This window comes from Sulfidibacter corallicola (assembly GCF_017498545.1).
Taxonomy (GTDB): Bacteria; Acidobacteriota; Holophagae; order Acanthopleuribacterales; family Acanthopleuribacteraceae; genus Sulfidibacter; species Sulfidibacter corallicola.
Genome location: NZ_CP071793.1, coordinates 6553146 through 6571208, shown reverse-complemented (window position 1 = coordinate 6571208; position 18063 = coordinate 6553146). Strand labels below are relative to the sequence as shown.

General features: G+C 59.8%; 10 protein-coding genes. 4 read left to right on the top strand and 6 right to left on the bottom strand.

The annotated features are described in order from the left end of the window. Positions 1-88: 88 nt before the first annotated feature. Together J3U87_RS20445 and J3U87_RS20440 are read right to left on the bottom strand one after the other, a co-directional pair. Entirely contained in the window at positions 89-1390 is a 1302-nt protein-coding gene (locus J3U87_RS20445; RefSeq protein WP_237377633.1) for an ATP-binding protein, read from the bottom strand. Further along, on the bottom strand, positions 1383-2108 hold the full coding sequence (locus tag J3U87_RS20440) for a response regulator (protein WP_420038216.1): 726 nt from the start codon (positions 2106-2108) through the stop codon (positions 1383-1385). The genes J3U87_RS20445 and J3U87_RS20440 overlap by 8 nt, the downstream gene beginning before the upstream one ends. A gap of 1452 nt (positions 2109-3560) precedes the next feature. Here J3U87_RS20440 and J3U87_RS20435 point away from each other — a divergent pair. Further along, positions 3561-7124 (top strand): hypothetical protein, encoded by a 3564-nt coding sequence (locus J3U87_RS20435; protein ID WP_237377631.1) that lies wholly within the window; start codon positions 3561-3563, stop codon positions 7122-7124. Positions 7125-8378: 1254 nt separating this feature from the next. Here the strand turns inward: J3U87_RS20435 and J3U87_RS20430 are convergent. The 3 genes from J3U87_RS20430 to J3U87_RS20420 all read right to left on the bottom strand — a co-directional run bounded on the left by J3U87_RS20430 (position 8379) and on the right by J3U87_RS20420 (position 13253). Then, positions 8379-9803: a sigma-54-dependent transcriptional regulator gene (locus J3U87_RS20430; RefSeq protein WP_237377630.1), complete on the bottom strand. Its 1425-nt coding sequence runs from the start codon at positions 9801-9803 to the stop codon at positions 8379-8381. 101 nt (positions 9804-9904) lie between these two features. Next, complete coding sequence (locus tag J3U87_RS20425) at positions 9905-11212, bottom strand: sensor histidine kinase (RefSeq protein WP_237377629.1); 1308 nt, start codon at positions 11210-11212, stop codon at positions 9905-9907. Then, positions 11199-13253: a tetratricopeptide repeat protein gene (locus tag J3U87_RS20420; RefSeq protein WP_237377628.1), complete on the bottom strand. Its 2055-nt coding sequence runs from the start codon at positions 13251-13253 to the stop codon at positions 11199-11201. The genes J3U87_RS20425 and J3U87_RS20420 overlap by 14 nt, the downstream gene beginning before the upstream one ends. A 968-nt stretch (positions 13254-14221) precedes the next feature. Here J3U87_RS20420 and J3U87_RS20415 point away from each other — a divergent pair. Continuing rightward, complete coding sequence (locus tag J3U87_RS20415; RefSeq protein WP_237377627.1) at positions 14222-14695, top strand: hypothetical protein; 474 nt, start codon at positions 14222-14224, stop codon at positions 14693-14695. A 3-nt stretch (positions 14696-14698) separates the two neighbouring features. Here J3U87_RS20415 and J3U87_RS20410 read toward each other — a convergent pair whose 3' ends face one another. Then, positions 14699-14905: a hypothetical protein gene (locus tag J3U87_RS20410; protein ID WP_237377626.1), complete on the bottom strand. Its 207-nt coding sequence runs from the start codon at positions 14903-14905 to the stop codon at positions 14699-14701. Between J3U87_RS20410 and J3U87_RS20405 the strand changes: the two genes are divergently transcribed. Together J3U87_RS20405 and J3U87_RS20400 are read left to right on the top strand one after the other, a co-directional pair. Beyond that, the gene (locus J3U87_RS20405) at positions 14904-15458 is read left to right on the top strand and encodes a YqgE/AlgH family protein (RefSeq protein WP_237377625.1); all 555 of its coding nucleotides are present in this window, start codon (positions 14904-14906) and stop codon (positions 15456-15458) included. The two genes, J3U87_RS20410 and J3U87_RS20405, sit on opposite strands and share 2 nt — an antisense overlap. Positions 15459-15674: 216 nt before the next feature. After that, entirely contained in the window at positions 15675-17867 is a 2193-nt protein-coding gene (locus J3U87_RS20400; RefSeq protein ID WP_237377624.1) for an NAD(P)-binding domain-containing protein, read from the top strand. The last annotated feature ends 196 nt before the right edge of the window (positions 17868-18063 follow it).

Sequence of the window (18063 nt, the reverse complement as noted above, 5' to 3'; positions counted from 1 at the left end):
TCTCGCTGAAACCTGATCCCCAAGTCCGTGCCCATCCAGCCAGACCAACATGGCAGTCGCTCTCTTTTCGTTCCTGGATGGGCACCGGCTAGTGGGCGCTCTCCACGGGCCACAGGGATACGAACCGGATCCCCTGTCCCGACGCTGTATCTTCGATGTGGATCTCGCCGTGATGGCGGGTGAGAATCCGCCGCGTAATCGCCAATCCGAGGCCGACACCGCCCGATTTTTTGTTTCGGCTCTCGTCGATGCGGGAGAAGGGATGGAACACCTTCTCCCGAAATTCGGGTGGAATGCCCGGCCCATCGTCTTCCACGCTGACGACCAGGCGCTCGGACTCCAAGCGGCAGTTCAGGTAAACCTCGTGTTCGGCATAGCGCAAGGCGTTTTGGACCAGGTTGCCCACCGCACGAACGAACAGGCGTTGGTCGGCCTTCAACTCAAAAGACCCGTCCACATCGCAGGACAAATTCAGGGATTTGTCCCGAGCCGTCCTGGAGAAATCGGCACAGAGCTTGTCGAGCGTCGCCTGAATCGGGAAACCCTGGCGTTCCTCGTTGGGCGTATCCGGCTCCAACCGTACGAAGACCAGCAGCTCATCCAAGAGATCGTTGAGTTCCTGGAGGTGTTCGACGATCGCCTCCACCCGTGCATGCCGTTTCTCTTCATCCTTTTCGATGTCCATCATTTCCAGTTCGAAATGGATCCGCGCCACGGGGGTGCGGAGCTCGTGGGAGACGGCCTGCAGAAGGTGGCGCTGGCTTTCGAACATTTCCTGAAGGGCATCGGCCATGTCGTTGAAGCGCTCGGCCAGCACGCTGACAGGGCCGCGGATATTGACGGCGCGCGCAGTCAGGTCGCCCTCGGCCAGGCGTTGGGTGGCCTTTTCGAAGCGCCTCAAATTTTGCCAGGCCGGTCGCGACAACACCATTGCCAGAAACCCGACGATGACCACGACGAACATGAAGATGGCCGGAACCTTTTCCGAGGGCGGCCCTCCATCCGTGAGCACCGGGCCGACGATCAGGACCGAACGACCGCCGTGAAAGGGCAGGTACAGGTAGGTATCGAAATGCTTGGGCCAGCGGGCGAGCTCGCTGCGAACGAGCAGTTCCTCGCCGAGTTCTATGGGAAGATCGGGATCGTCGCGATTCACGATGCGATAGGACACGCCCTCGCGACCGAAAAGCGCTTCCGCCTGCTTCGACAGACGCGAGGGATCGGTTGTTTCCATCTGGCTCCTGAGCAGATCGGCGAGGACGAAATGACCCTCGTGCTTCAGGATCGGGGGTGGTCCCACCACCAGGTAAGCGAACAGGTCGATGAAGACGAAGGTGGCCAGGATGAGAGTGAGCGTCGTGAGAAAAATGCGGAGAAAGACTTTAAACATGTCCTGCCGCCAATAGGTAGCCGACGCCGCGAACCGACTTGATCATGGTCGGACTCTTGCCGGTATCGCCGATTTTCTTGCGCAGCCGCGCCACGCGGAGATCGATCGAACGATCCAGCCCGTCGTATTCGATGCCGCGCAGGGTTTCGTAGATGAACTCGCGACTGACGATTTCGCCGGCCTTTTCCATGAGAAGGGCCAGCAACTCGAATTCGGCGGTGGTGAGGTCGAGCGGTTGGCCATCGACCCGCACTTCCCGGCTCTGCGGATTGAGCACCAGCTTGCCGACCGACAGGCTGTCCCGATTCGTGCGTGATTCGGTCTCGCGGCCGCGCTCACCGCGTCTCAACAGCGCGTTGATATGGGCGACCAACAAGCGAGGCCGCACCGGCTTGGCCATGTAGTCGTCGGCACCGACCTCCAGGCCCACCACTTCGTCGACCTCCTCGTCGAGCGACGTCAACATCAGAATGGCGCCGTGATACTTGGGCCGGATTTGGCGGCAGACGTTGACCCCGTCGAGGCCGGGCAACATGATGTCGAGAATCACGAGATCGGGCGATTCCGCCAAAATGCGGGCGGGCGCCGTGTCGCCGCGGCTCTCGATGGCGACCGCGAAACCCATGGCCTCGAGGTACTCGCGAATCAAGGCCGCCAGCTTTTCGTCGTCTTCCACGATCAGGATGTAGGGTTTGGGTGCCTCGCTCATCGATGACATCCTTAATACATGTCGAACTCGAGAGAACTCGACGTTTGGGGTCCGATTTCATCTCGGAAGGAAGTGGTTCATTGTAGCAAATGGACGGACGGGGCATCGGGGCCTGGCCCGCCGGGGGCTCCGATCGCCTGCCCGGGAGTCCCTTATCGGAATTGTCCGGTTGGCGGTCAGTGGGCTTTCGGCACCAGTCCACTAAATACACGAAAAGACACGAAAAAGCACCGACGAGGCCGAGTTGCTTCCTCCGCAGCCATGCCTGATCCGCGACTCTGGTTCCTTGGCCACGATTCTCACGGGTCGACACAATCGTTCATGAGTTTTGCGGTGTCCGCCAAGATCTCCGATTGGCCTCCCCGGAGTTCATTATGAGAAATGCCCGCTTGGCGGTCAGTGGGCTTTCGCCACCAGTCCACTAAATACACGAAAAAACACGAAAGAGCACCGACGAGGCCGGGTTGCTTCCTCCGCAGCCATGCGTGATCCGCGACTCTGGTTCCTTGGCCACGATTCTCACGGGTCGACACAATCGTTCATGAGCTTTGCGGTGTCCGCCAAGATCTCCGATTGGCCTCCCCGGAGTTCATTATGAGAAATGCCCGCTTGGCGGTCAGTGGGCTTTCGGTACCAGTTTGTAACGATTTGTATCGGCCAACGGGATACACGAATCGGACGCGTCACGCGCGGCATATGATGACTTGTCCACGAATCACTCAAATCCACACGAATACAGACATAGTCATTCCATTCGAAACCTATTGCGTTGTTTTTCAGGGAACTGAACACAGGCCCAGATGATTCAAAATGGCAATTACATCAGCATAAGCAATGAATATCTATTATTTTAAGCCCGGACTCCCCCAGAACACCTGTCAGGTGACACCCATGGGTCCTATTCCTGTCAGGTGACACCCATGGGTCCTATTTATTCGTGTCAGTCCGTGTGATTCGCGGACAAAAAAAGATCGATTGCGATCCACCGCTGGGAGAAACCGACCCTTCGGGATCGGACGCTCATTGCAGCGGAATTGAGATTCGCACCCCGCAGAAACGCATTTCAAAATTCCCCAGGATGCGCCAACGAGGCATCCGAGATGCGATGCATGCGGTGCGGTTGGACATGCTTTCCCGGATCCTCGACTCCGTCCTTATCCTTCGGAAACACGAACCCGCACAGGATGAACGCGGAGGTCTCCCAACCCACAAGGTTCGTTTTTCGTGTTTTTTCGTGATTTTAGTGGACAAAAAGTAAGCCCGTTCAAGCATTTCGTGGACAATTGGGGGGTTGGCACCACCGCTGCAATCGTCCGAGAATGGCATTTGAAACTTATGAACCGACAGGTGACGTCCATGTATCGCTCCCCACGCCGCATCCTTTGGGTAACAACGCTTCTCGTATTGCTCACTGGTTTTTCCCTTTCTCTTTGGGTTCTGTCTCCCCCACCAGCATCTCGAGTGACAGAAACCACCAAGCCCGGCAAACCAAAGACGCCAGGCTCCTACAACGGTCTCATTTCCTGGCACAAACAGCGTGCCTATCCCCACGAAGCCCTGCCGAAACGCGGCTTCACCCACGCGTTCGACAAGGTCCGGAACGATTTCCGGAAAGCGACGACCCTGCACAAGGATGCTGATCCCTGGCAATCCGTGCCCGCCGGCCTCAGCGGACGCACCCTCGCATTGGCGTTCCATCCAACGCGACCCGACACGCTGTTCGCCGGCTCGGCGAGCGGCGGCCTGTGGCGCACCGATAGCGCCACCAGCACCCCTCGATGGTCGCGGGTCCCTACCGGCTTCCCCGTCCAGGGCGTCGCCGCCATCGCGATCAATCCCGACAACCCCGACCAGATGATGATCGGCACGGGCGAGGTCTACGGCTTCGAAGAGACCTTCCCCGGCTACGCGCGCCGGGAAACACGCGGCAGTTACGGCATCGGCATCCTCATCAGCGAAGACGGCGGTCAATCCTGGTCGATGAGCCTCGACTGGCGCACCCGTCAGGACAGTGGCGTCCAGGCCCTCACCTACGATCCACGCGACGCACGCATCGTTTGGGCGGCCACGACCGACGGCATCTATCGCAGCGACGATGGAGGCACTTCCTGGGATCAGGTCCACTCCGTGCCCATGGCGACCAGCCTGGTCCTGTTCCCCAACCATCCAGGTCGCGTCCTGGCCGCCTGCGGGGGGTTCGCCTCACCCGGTCACGGTCTCTATCTCAGTGAAGACGACGGGGCCACCTGGACCAAAATCACGGGGGGACTGCCCGAAACCTTCGGTGGCAAGGCCATCCTACACGCCTCCAAGACGCAACCCGATCTGGTGTACGCCAGCATCGGGAACGGTCATACGGTCTTCGCCAGAAACGAGGACGAGCAAGGATTCACCCCACCGGACAACGCCACCTGGCTCTGTCGATCCACCGACGGCGGACGTACTTGGACGCAGGTAAACGACCGGGACTACTCGCTGCATCAGGGCTGGTATTCGCATTTCGTGTTCGTGGATCCCGCCGATCCGACCCACCTCATCCTGGGTGGCGTCAGCCTTCACGTCTCCTACGACAGCGGCACCCAAATCGACTTTGGCGTCGCCCTGTTCAACGCCATGGCGGACTTCCACGCCCTGGTCGCCTCGCCCCATGACCCGAGCCTGATGTTCCTGGCTGCCGACCAGGGCATCGCCACCAGCCAAGACGGCGGCGAGAGCTGGGAAACGGCCAACCTGGGCTATCACAGCCTCCAGTTTTTCAACGGCATGGCGGTTTCGCCCCACGCACCCAACCCGGTCATGGGCACCGCCCAGGATATCAACGGCAGCCTGCGCCTCGATTTCGACGGCGATACGCCGTATCTGTTCCAACAGTATTACGGCCACGAAGCCGGCTACGTGGTCATCGATCCCCGCACGCCCGACACCTTCATGGCGAGCGGGCCTTTCCTGTGGTTCATCAATGCGGAAGGTATCGGCGGCACGGTGACCAGCCCGCCGAACTGTTCCAGCGCCCAACCCGACTGCTACGAATTGGATCCTTCGTCCCATTCGTCGATGAACGCGCCGGTGCGCGGTGCGGCCAGCAACCCCGACGTCATTTACGCCGGGCGCGACGTGGTGTGGCGCAGCGACAACCTGGGCCGCAACTGGACCGCCACGAACGACGGCCTTCCCCTGGGCGCCGATCCGCTGCTGGCCATGGAGATTTCTCCGCACGACGAGAATCTGGTCTACGTGGCCACCGCGCCCAACAAGGAGCGCCTGCGCCTGTTCAAGACCGTCAACGGCGGCCAGAGTTGGATCGACATCACGGGTAACCTGCCGGATCGCTACGTACCCGACCTGGCCATCGACCCCAACGACGATCAAACCGTCTATGCCGTCCTTTCCGGCTACGGCAGCGACCATCTCTACCGCACCCGCGACGGCGGCACCACCTGGGAGAGCGTGGATCGGGGCCGCTTGCCCGACGTGCCGACCACCGCGATCACCATCGATCCCCAACACCCGGACCACCTCTACATCGGCAACGACCTGGGCGTGTTCGTGAGTCTCGACAGCGGCTACTCCTGGTTTTCGCTGCAGGACGGCCTGCCCGAAGCGGTGCTGGTGGGGGATCTGATCATCGATCCCGAGAAACGGTTGCTATACCTGGGCAGCCACGGCAACGGCCTGTTCTATCGTTCGTTGCTGGACCCGATGCCCAAGGGCGCGTCGTCGACGCTGGCCTTCGCGGCGGTGCTCCCCGAAATCCACGAGGGCCGCGACGCGACGACTCGCGTCGGACTGGTGAATCCCGCGGACGGCACAACCGCCGTGCGCATCGACGGCTTTACCGCCGCCGGCGGGTGGCTGGGAACCAGTGCCGTCGTGACCGAACTGGCCGCCAACCAAAGCACGTTGCGGGACGTCGCCGAGCTGTTCCCCGACCTCCCCAGTGCGGTGCGTTGGATCCGCATCGAAAGCGATACCGAGCTGATCGCGTTCGCGGAACTGAACGACACGGACACCCGCTCGGCCTACTTGGCACCGAACGCCTCCACCTCGCCGTTTCTGCCCCACGTGGCTCGGGACACGGCTCAGTTCAGCACCGAACTGGTTGCCGTCAATCCGGGCGCCGATGGCGGCACGGGCACGCTTCAGGCCTTTCCCTCCAATCAAACCGCGACGCCGAACGGCCTTGGCCCCGAATTCACGAGGTCGGCCAACGACCTGAACCGGCTGTTCGACGGTGACTTGGACCAGGTATTCTGGGCACGCCTCGACAGCGACCAACCGCTGGTGGCCATGGAACGCTTTTCGCGGCTGCCGGGCCGCAGGGAAAGCGCCGCCCTGGGACTCGACGACCGCAGCGGCCAGGAACTGCGCCTGTTGCACGTGGCCACCGACACCAGCCAGTTCTGGACCGGGCTGGTCTACATCAACACGGGCGCGGCAACGGCCAACGTGACCGAAGAGGCCTTCGATGCGGCCGGCAATCTCATCTCAAGCCAGACCCTGAGCGTTGCGCCAAGCGGCAAGGAAACCCTGCTGTTCGACGCCGACACCATCCAGTCCGGCAACCCGCGGATCTCGGCCGAAACCGCCTGGCTTCGGGTGCGCTCGGATCAGCCGCTGATCGGGTACGAGCTCTTCGGCGCGCCCACTTCCAGTGGCAACGAAGTGTTCGCGGGCCTTCAGGGCAATACCGCATCGGCCGCCCGGCTGATCTATCCCTACGTGCGCAGTGATGCGCGCCATTGGACCGGCATCGTCGCGGTCAATACGGACGAAGCGCCCGTGGCGGCGGAAGCCCGATTGCTCGACGCTTCCGGGCAGGTCGTCGCACGTGCCGATCTGGGAACCTTGAATCCGGGCCAAAAAGCCACGCGGTTGGTGCGTGACCTGTTCCCCGGCGCCGATGTGACGGGCGGCCAGGTGAATATCGTGGCGGATCGACCGGTTTTGGCGGGTTTCCAATTATGGGGCGATCACAACACGCCACAACGGAAATTCCTGGCCGGGATATCGGCAATCGGCCGCTAGCCGGAGGCGAGCCCGAAAAGTGTCCACGCATTCCCTCCTGCGGACCAAGGTTTTTCCGAACCATCCTTTTCTGGCTCGCCTTTGGCAAAAAAGAGTTTGTCCACGAATCACGCAGATCGACACGAAATCAGGGAAGGTTCATCTGGCAGGCACTCCGTATTCCTCCCCGTCCTCTGCAAGCTCTCTTGAAACCAACCTGCTCGGAGTCCCCGAATGCGGAGAGATTCGTCATACCAGGTAGGGCATCAGGGGCGGTAAGCCCGCCTGATGAACATTTCGAAGTGATCCATGCGAGGAGTTCCCGCATGCTTTGAGGGTCGGCGCGGCTGTAGGTTGGCCGGCCCGGCCGACACTTTGAAGTGATCAGAGTTGCGAAAATTCAGAACGCCAAAGAGCGAAGCTCCAATAAAAACAGGAGCTTCGGAATGTGCGACCAGCGGTCGCACCTACCTGGCCATACCGGCCCTGCCATACCGGCCCTGCCTTACCGGCCGTGCCATACCGGCCCTGCCTTACCGCCCTGCACGACGCCCCTCTCAGGCAGCCGGGGCCACGATGCTGGCTCGCTTCGCGTTGTTTCTTTCTCGAAATCGAGCTGGTTTGCCCGCTGGTTTGCGGCTCTCTTGAACCAAAGTGGTGTTTTCTACCTGAGCTGGGTCTTGCTATCGTCAAATCTTGATCAGGAAGCCAGGAATGAACGAAACCAGGAAAAACAGGACCATGATGTATACCAATTCCGGTCCTTTCCTGCTTTCCGATGTTCATGGGTTCATGCTTAATTTTTCGGATGAATGACCCATGGCCCTTCGCCAGAAACCATATTTAGTGTTTCTTTCTCGAAATCGAACTGGTTTGCCCGCTGGTTCGCGGCTCTTATGTAACAAACTAAACTATGTAAAGTTCTAATGTAGGGAAAAAATCCCGAGTTGATACAATGGCCGGAAATTTCGTCAAAAAGTCGGGCCAGCGGCCCAACCTACTGCGACGACGGCCCTTTCACAAATGCGGGAACTCCCAAGAGATCCACTTCGATTAGTTTCTGACCCGAAAACCCGGTGGCCGGTGTGCCGGACCATCGGCATTCCGATCACTGGCAATCCGGCCCTCGGCCTGGGGCGACTCCATAGTGAAAATTCGCAGCCACCGCTGATCGGGATGGAACACTTTTTAGGCTCGCGTCCAGCCCCTCCGAATGTGCGGCCGCGAAGATCGCTTGAAGGTTCTCCTTCATGGCTAATCGCCTCACCGATCCGCTCACCCCTTGCTGATATTGACGGGATTGCCCGAAGCGGCATACTCGTTGAGTTTGTTGCGCAGGGTTCGCAACGAAATGCCCAGCATTTTGGCCGCGTGGGTCTTGTTGTTCTGCGTCTCTCCCAACGTCAGCTCGATCAGGATGCGCTCGGCCTCCGCGACCGACATGCCCGCATGGATTCGGTACCCGCCGCGCTCCGAACCGTCTCCGGAAGCCTCTCCCCCGTCGACCGCGGGTGCGGACGTCTCGACCCGCGGCACGTCGTCACCCTGAAATTGAAAGAGGTCGCCGATCTCCAACACGTCGTTGGGGCTGAGAATCAGGGCCCGTTGAATCATGTTCTCCAACTCGCGTACGTTGCCCGGCCAGTGGTAGCGCATCAGGATGTTGCGGGCCGCCACCGAAAGCCGCGCCTCCGTACGCCCGAACTTCTTCATGAAGAACCCCACCAGTTCGTCGAGGTCCTCCTTGCGCTCGCGCAGACTGGCGATTTCCATGGGGATCACGTTCAATCGGTAGTACAAATCTTCGCGGAAGTTACCCTCTTCGATGCGCTTCTTCAAATCGCGGTTGGTCATCGCGATCACCCGCACATCCACGTGAATCGGCTGCTTGCCACCGATGCGGTCGACTTCCTGCTCCTGGAGCACCCGCAGCAGCTTGGCCTGAAGGCTCAGCGGCATCTCGCCGATTTCGTCCAGCAGGATGGTGCCGCCGTCGGCCAACTCGAACTTCCCAGGCTTGGCGTGCAGCGCGCCGGTGAAGCTACCCTTCTCGTAGCCGAACAACTCGCTCTCGAGCAGGTTGTCGGGAAGCGCGGCACAGTTGATGGCGATGACCGGCTTCTTGCCGCGCTCGCTATGGCGACAAATGAAGCGGGCGAGCAGTTCCTTGCCGGTCCCACTCTCGGCCTGAATCAACACGGTCGCGTTGCTTTTCGCGGCACGCTTGGCCATTTCCAGCAGTTGCAGCATCTTTTCGGAACGGGTCACGATGCGATAGCGATCTTCGCCTTCATCGCGGGCCTTGTAGGCGTTTTCCGGCATGTTCTTGACCAGCGCGTTGTAGACGATTTTCTCCAGGTCCTTGGCACTGAACGGTTTTTGAATGAAGTCGTAGGCCCCGTATTTCATCGCCTCGACCGCCGTGGGAATGGTTCCGTAGGCGGTCACCAACAGGACTTCCGTGGCCGGTGAGACCTTTTTCACTTCGCTCAGCAACTCCAAGCCGGTCATGCCCGGCATGCGTAGGTCGGTGATCAGGGCCTGGTAACTGTGCTTGGCGACCATCGACAGGCCGGTTTCCCCGTCCTCGGCCTGATCCACCTGATAACGCTTGCGTTTCAGGGTCTCGGCCATGGCCAGGCGCATACCTGAATCGTCGTCGACAACCAGGATTCGATATGCTTCCGGTCGAAAAGTCATGAACGCCACCTCCCTTTATTACCCTATCGCCACTTTCAAAAATTTCAACATCGTCGCCAAATGCCCAGCCCTCGATCGTCTGGAAATCGACCCAACACCGGTCAGGTAATCCGCGGCAGGGACACGTACACCGACGTGCCCTCACCGACCACGGATTTCACGTCGATCGCGCCGCGGTGTTTCTCGACGATCTGGTTCACCACCGAGAGGCCCAACCCCGTGCCACCGCGGAACGTCGTGAAAAAGGGATCGAAGATCTTGTGCAGTTCGCCGGCGGGAATGCCGTGCCCCGAATCGGTGATCACCAGATCCGCGTATTCCTCGCGTCGCTTGATGTGGATCTCCAGGCGCCCCCCCTTTTTCATGGCCTTGATGGCATTGTTACAAAGGTTGAGCACCACCTGCTTGAGCAAGTGGGGATCGCCCATGATGCGCGCGGGTTTTTGGGGCGGCGTGACCTCGAGCTGGATTTCCTTGCGGTCCCGCTCCAATTCGAATAGGGACAGGCTCTCGTCGATCAGCACCGCCAGGTCGATCGACTCGAGTTTGGGCGTGACGTTGGCCGAATAGGCCAGGATGTTGGAGACGATATTCTCCAGAACCGTGACGCCGTGAGATATCTGGTAGGCCAGCTTGGCCTGGTCGGGCATGGCCTCCAAATCGGATTCCAGCAATCCGGAGAACAGCTTGATCGAGCCCAGGGGATTGCGAATCTCGTGAGCCAACTCGGCGGCCATTTCTCCCATCGCGGCCAGCCGCGCCGTACGCTTCGACTGGCTCTGCAGGCGATTGAGCAGGGTTTTGTCCTCGATCAGGATCAGTACGGACATGATGCCGCCGCCCTCCGGTCGCACCAACCGAAAAGTCAGCTCCAAATCGATTTGGCCGTCTTCTCCCGGAATCGACACTTCCTGGCGGGGGCGGCGCGGCATGGTGCTGTCCAGGCAATGGTAGACGAAATCGTTGACGGGCTCCGGGAGATCCAGGCGCGCGTAATGCACACCGCTCTTGCCGTCCACCTGGAGCAGTTTGGCGGCCGAGGGATTGATTTCCACCAGGGTCCCGTCCAGGTCGATCACGAGAATGCCCACCTGAAGTGCGCCGAGGATGCCGCGCAGGTGCAGGCTGGTGGCCTCCTGGTCGATGAGCGACCGCTTCAGCTTTTCGTTGGTTTCCTTGAGTTCCAGGTCCAACTCACGAGTGTGGGCCTGGAGTTCCTGGTAGGAGCGCTCCAGTTGTACCGAGGCTTCGCTGAACGACTGGAAGGCCTTCAGGAGGAGCTCGGCATCCTGATCCTGCTCGCCGGAACCGGCATCGTCACCGAGTCCGGACCGCTTCCCTTCGGACATCTCTTCCGTCAGGTCGATTTTGGTCTTTTCAGGCATCGGATCGAATTCAGAAGGTGCCACCAAACAGTTCCTCCTCTTTGGCTTCGAGCACCTTGGCGGCGGCCAACGACTTGAGACGGCGTTCGGCAAAGAGTGTGTAGGGGACCGAATCCTTGTCTTCGGAATACACGATCTGCCCGTAGATCCGCAAACTCTGCTTGATGGAACCGTCCAACTCGAACAGCCGGGCGATCTGCAGGTAGGCCCAATCGCGATCGGCACCATCGTAACGCATGTCGGCCAAAATGGCTTCGTAGGCGTTGCGCGAATCGTTGTAATTGCCCAGCGAAAACAGGCGGTCCGCTTCGAACAGCCGCCCCTCGCGCCACAAAACGGGCAGCGCGGTCTCGAGTTCCGGCCACTTGGCCGCGGTTTGGTACAGCGACTCGGCCAATTCGGGGCGTTCCGCTTCCTGAGCCATCACCGCGGCGCGGCGCACCCTCCTAGCCTCGTAGATGTTACGCACCGGAATCGGGTTCTCCTCCACCTGGTCCAGGAACGCCTCGGGCTCCATACTGCGGCTTTCGTACATCGTCTTCACGAAGAGGTACTGGGGATGGAACCGGTCGCTCGGCCCATAGAGACCCGCGTATTCGGTCAACCGAAACGAGAGTTTTTCATCGCGACGCATCTGGTTCAACAGCATCAGGTAGTCGGTCAGGGGTTCCTCGAAGGCCAACTCGAAACCGGTGATCGATTGTTTGAAGTTCCACATGTTTTCGTAGACCTGGAGGGCGGAACTGGGCAGATCCAACCTCAGGTAGGCCTCGGCCACCTTGCGCGGGTAGCGGACCTCGGTCGTGAACGCCAGGGTTTGGCGATGCTGGGTGTAAATGCGGTCCAGCGCCCAATCGTCGCCCGCATCGAAGCGCGAATCGATGGTCGTGTACAGCAGTTGCTCGTAAAAGGTCCGGTACAGGCCGGCATAGGGGCCGCGGTCGTAATCGGCGACCAGGTTGCGCAGGATGATGAGCGCCGTTTCCACGTTGCCGAAACCGGCTTCCAGCAGGGCGACCTGGAAGTTGTAGCGGGCCCGGACGACCGGGTCCAGGCGCGAGTGGCGAATGGTATCGACCAGCTCGGCGTAGGTGTAGGGCCGCGAATCGACCTCGAACTCACGCACCTGGCCGCGCGCCATCATTTCGGCGACCTCGAGAATCGCCTGGCTGCCCGCTTCCCCGTGGGGATGATCCAGCATCACCAGGCCGTAGAGGAAGGCCGCACTTTCGTAGTGACCCAGCCTGCGGTTGAGATCGGCCAGGGCCAGCAACGACTGGGCGCTGTCCTCCCGATTCGGCCAGAGGTTGATGATGTCCAGATAGAGTTCCGCCGAGCGGGCCAGGTCGCCCAGTTCCTCGAAGCGCGCGGCGTAGGCGAACAGCAATTCGGGAAAGCCCCGAATGAAGTCGGCGTGGCGATCGAAGGTGGCCGCGAGCGCGGCGGGATCGTCGGGAAAGGGATCCTGCCGAATGAACATGATCGGCTCGGCCCTGGTCAGCAGGTGTTCGTCGACCGATTCGGCCCAAATCCGCTCGGCGGTCTTGGAGACCTGATCGAAATCGCGACCCTCGGTGGCGAGATCGAAGATTTCGGCCAGCACCTCGTCGCGGAAATACGATTCGGGAAACTTGTGGAGCATGCGGCTCAGGTAGAACAGCGCCTCCTCGCGATAGGCCACGGCGTCGTAATTGCGATTCTCCGAAGCAGCCAACTCACTCTCTTGAATGTAGATACGCGCCAGCCGCACATAACTGTGATCGGCAAAGGGGATGCTATCGTCCTCGTAGATGCAGCGCTCGTAGAGGAACCGCGATTTCTTGAAGGCCTCCGGGGTCTGAAGGGCGTACCAGGCATCGGCCGAGAGCAGCATGGCGAGCCCGTGATCGGCGGCCACGGCCGGTTCGAGGATGTCCACGGTTTCGCGGTAGTTGCCGGCGAGATAGGCTTCCTTGCCGAGCGCCAACAATTGGTCCAGCTCGGCGGGGCCCAGGCGTGGTGCGATCGTTGGTTCCTGGAACAGCAGGAGCACCCAAAGCATGAGAGGCGTGGTTAGGGACATCATCGACGATGACCTCGAACGAGCCGCAAGCGAGGAGGTCGCGGCTTTGACAAAGTTCCGGAGTCCGCGTACAAGGCCGGCAAAGCCAGGGGGGAACGCCCGTTTGGAATCTTTTCGGCAAGTTTATCACTAAACGTGACGGCCATAAGGCGCAAACCGGTGGGTGGAGGTGGGGTTGGTCGATCGAGCGGGTGTTTTCTCGGAGGGGATCCCTCCGTAGAAGCAAGGCATTTAATGCATAAGTTATTTAAAACCATTGAGTTAACAGAGACCATGAAGAACGGAAGGAACGGGTATCCAATGGACTTTTTCGTGTTTCTCGCCTTTCTGACGGTCTTGAAACCCCTATGCCAGTCTCCCGGCAACCGGTGACTTTCAAAAAGAAAACGCATCAACACAAACCGTTTTTTACAAGTGGCTTAAAAAAACATCTTCATTTCAGGCCTAGGGGGGACCAGGCGGACTCGTGCCCATCCAGCCAAACCGCCTTGGGAGTTGCAACCCTTCCGATTCTGGATAGGCACTCACTCGCACCGAAGGCGGCCGCCCATCGGGTACCCCCACTCGTTCATTCTCCGCGTTCTCTGTGACCTCTGTATTATGTAACAAACCCTGTAAAGCTCGAAGATAAAGATAAAAACCTAAAAAGGCGGATGTGCAGGGAGTTCGTCGAAAAATGTCGGCCCGGCGGGCCAACTTACTGCAACGACGCCCCTCTCACAAATGCGGGAACTCCCAAACGATTCGCTTCGATTAGTTACCCACCTGAAACCCGGGCCCCCGGCCTGGGCGGCGACTCGGTGGTAAAAAATCGAAGCCAACATCGACCCGGGTTGAAGAACCACCTCCACCGTCCGGATTTAAAACAAAGCAGGTGCGGCCGAGAGGCGGCCCTGTTAGAATGGTGCAATTCCCAAAGGATCAACTCTATGCACCAGGCAACATGGGCGGTGAATGGATTTACTGCCTTTATGATTCTGCTGACGCTGCTCGAACTGTTTTTCAAGTGGCGCTACATCCGCCATGCGGGTCAGCTCCGGTGCCAAGTTCGCTATACCTTGGTGAATTACCTCATCGCCGGCCTGTACACTTTTTGGCTCGCCATCGCGCAGCCTTTTCGAACCGAACACATCCCGATCCTCATCTTGTTCATCTGCGTCTCGGTCCTGGCTCTCGTCGAAATCCTCAGTCCCCTCAAATTCCGCGAAGGCGGCATTTCCAACGCGCTGTTCCGGGTTCCCTGGGCCCACGTCAAAGATTGGGAATGGCGCGGGAACCGGCTACGTCTTCACACCCAGCGCGGACTGATCTTGCCCGATACGATTGTATGGAAAATCCCTGAATCACGCCTTCAAGAAATAGAGGACTTGCTACAGGCCCACGTCCCGGAAAAACACCTGAACCCCGAAGCGACCTCCTCGCCTTCGGGTACCGAGTCATCATGAAGGTCAAACCCCGATCAGCTTCCCTTCGAAATGCGCCGAAACGGCATTCACCGAGTCGTCCCGTTGACGCCAAGCCGATTGCAGGGACAACACCCTGGTCCCGTTGGCATTCACCAGAGAGCCGGTATAGAATGAGACCAAGACGTCACCGCAATAAAGTGCCTCACAGTTTCGGCGGGTTTCGCGCACCTGCTCGAGGGAGTCTGCCATGATTCAGGAAATCCAAACCCCCAGTTTGTTGGTGGCGATGCCCAATCTCCGCGATCCCTATTTCCAGAAGACCGTGGTATTGCTGTGCGACTACACCCAGGAAAGCGCGTTCGGTGTGGTGATCAACCGCCCCTCCCCCGTCAAGGTCAAGGACATCATCGCGGATCAACACGTGTTGCGCTCGGACGTGAACACGCCGATTCTCGTGGGCGGACCGGTACAACCGGAATTCCTGTGGGCGGTGCACAGTCCCGATTTCGTAGGCAAATCCACGACAGAAATGGATTTTCGCATCCACATGAGTTCCATTTTGGAAGTGCTCAACGCCCTGGCCGAAGGTCACGGCCCCACCACCTACCATCTCGGCTGCGGCTACGCCGGGTGGGGGCCCGGTCAACTGAGCAACGAAATCAAGGAGGGCGCCTGGTGGCTGACGCCGGTCGATATCGACCTGGTGCTGAAAATGCCCTACACGCGACGGTGGGAAGCCGTGCTGGCCAACATCGGCATCAACCCCGAAACCACCAGCTTTTTTCAGACGGGCGAGGCCTGATTCCCCCTTCCCGATCGCGATTTGCTTCTTTTTTCATGGAATGAATAAATGAGCCGTTGCTGTAAATGAGGATGTCCTAAACATCGACAACCCCACGCGACCGCCGACGGTGTCCCCTACCCGCCGTCCGGTCGAATTGCGGCTTGTCGGATATCGGCTCGTTCGGCTCATCCCCAAGACCGCCCCGGACTGGCCAATGAATCAAAGGAGCGTTTCATGGGCCGTCCCGATATCTTGAAAATTCACTTCGAGTTCTCCTCCAAGCTGGGGGTTCGCGACCTTCCGAAATTGGCCGGCAACCATCAATCGAACGTTCGCGGGCTCTACGTGGTCGGCGATCTCGCCGACGCGCCGATCATCAAGGTCGCGCTCAATCAGGGCTACGACGTGGCCAAAAGGGTGGTCGAAGACCTACCCGAGGCAAGCGGCGACGAAGATGTCCTGGACGTCGCCGTCATCGGCGCGGGCCCGGCGGGCATCGGCGCGGGACTCGCCTTGGAGGATGCCGGCAAACGCTACCTGATTTTGGAAAAGGAAAGACCCTTTTCCACCATCCAGAATTTTCCGAAAGCGAAGTTGATTTTTTCCGAACCGCGCGAAGTGGAAAACCGCGCCAATTTCTGGTTCGAGGACGCACAGAAAGAGGAACTGGTCGACCGCTGGGACAAAGCCCTGGACGACCACGCGCTGAAGATCCACCAACCGGAAGAAGTGCTGGACATTCAAAAAGAGGGAGACCTCTTTACGATCCACACCCGCATCGGACACGGCGGATTGGATTGCGAAACCCATTTGACCGATACGACCGCAGCCCAGGGCGCCGAAAACGCCTATCGCGCCCGGCGCGTGATCCTGGCCATCGGCCGCCGTGGTTCGGTCAACAAACTCGGCATTCCCGGCGAGGATCTGGACAAGGTCCGCTACAGCCTGCGCGATCCGGACGATCACCGAGGTCGCAAGGTGCTGGTGGTCGGCGGCGGAGATTCGGCGGTCGAGGCCGCGATGGCCTGCGCGGAATCCGGGGCCGAGGTGGTGATCAGCTACCGCAAGGACCAATTCTCGCGAGCCAAGGCCGCCAACCGCGAAAAGATCGAAGCCATGATCGAAGCGGGCGCCCTTCGCGCCGAATACGGTACCACGCCGCTGGAAATCACTCGGGACAAGGTGGTGCTGAGCAGCGGCGGGTCGCGCCTGGACCTGCCCAACGACGACGTGCTCGTGTTCATCGGTACCCGCCTGCCGCTCGGATTCCTGCGCAAGATCGGCCTGCGCATGGCGGGCGAATTCGATTTCCTGCGCTGGACCTGGGTCATTTCGTTCGCCCTGATGACCTACATGTTTTATGTGCTGAAGAGCAAGAAGGACTTTTTCCCGTTCGGGCCCGACCACCTTCTGGGTTTCGTGCCGGGCATGTTGCAGGTAGACCTGGGTTTCCGTCAGGTGGATGCGGGTTTTTGGGGCACCGTGGTCTACTCGCTGTTCATCCTGGTCTTCGGGATCCAAGCCTACCGCAAATATCCGAGCCCGGTTCAAAAGAAGCGCTACGTTTCCCTGATCGTGTTTCAGCTCGTGTTCCTTTTCGGCATTCCCGAGCTGCTGGCGCCCCTGATCATCGAACGACCTTGGAAGATCTACGCGCTCACGGTCCCCTGGCCCCTGTCGATCTGGAGCCTGATCGACGCGCCCAGTTGGGCCGGCGGCGATCTGACGACCGCGGTGTTGTGGATCCTGGCCGGCGCGCTCGTGGCCTTCGTCATCTTGCCCCTCTACATCCGCCACCACGGCGAGCGCTTCTGCAGCTACATGTGCGGATGCGGCGGCCTGGCCGAAACCCTCGGCGATCGATGGCGCCACCTGGCTCCCCGCGGCAATACCTCCTACCAGGCCGAATGGTTGGGCCGCATCATCCTGTTCATGGCCGTGCCGGTCACCTTGCTGATCCTCAACGACGCCTGGCAGTTCATTCAAAGCAACGCACTCTACGAAACCAAGGCCTTCGCCCAACAGTGGTACGGCCTGATGGTCGACTTCTGGCTGGCCGCGGTCGTCGGCGTGGCCCTGTACCCCTACCTGGGTAACCGCGTCTGGTGCCGCTTCTTCTGTCCGCTGCGCGCCTACATGGAACTGTTGAGTCGTTGGTTCTCCAAAATCGCGATCAAGGCCAACAGCAAGTGCATCGGCTGCGGGGAATGCACCCGCTACTGCCAGATGGGCATCGACGTCCAGCGATTCGCCCAACGCCGCGAAACCTTCCACAACGGCAACTCGGCCTGCATCCAGTGCGGAATCTGTATTCAGGTCTGTCCCATGGACGTGTTGTCCATCGGTGAACGCGGGCAAGATGCGAATGTGGCCACCCTGGGGCCCACCGGCCATCGGCTGGGCCCGGGCAAGAGCATGAAAGTCTGAACCCGAAGTCGCGATCGGAAATCAAAGGCCACCGGTTCGATCGAGCCGAACGGATCGGCTTCTCTTTCCAGCTTGCCCAGTGAGAGGTCACCATGGTTTCAGCGCGATATCCCGGATTGGGCGAACCTAAAAGAACCTCAATTCCACAGGATTCGACAAATCGCCACACAACGGCAAAGTCTCATTAAACAATGGT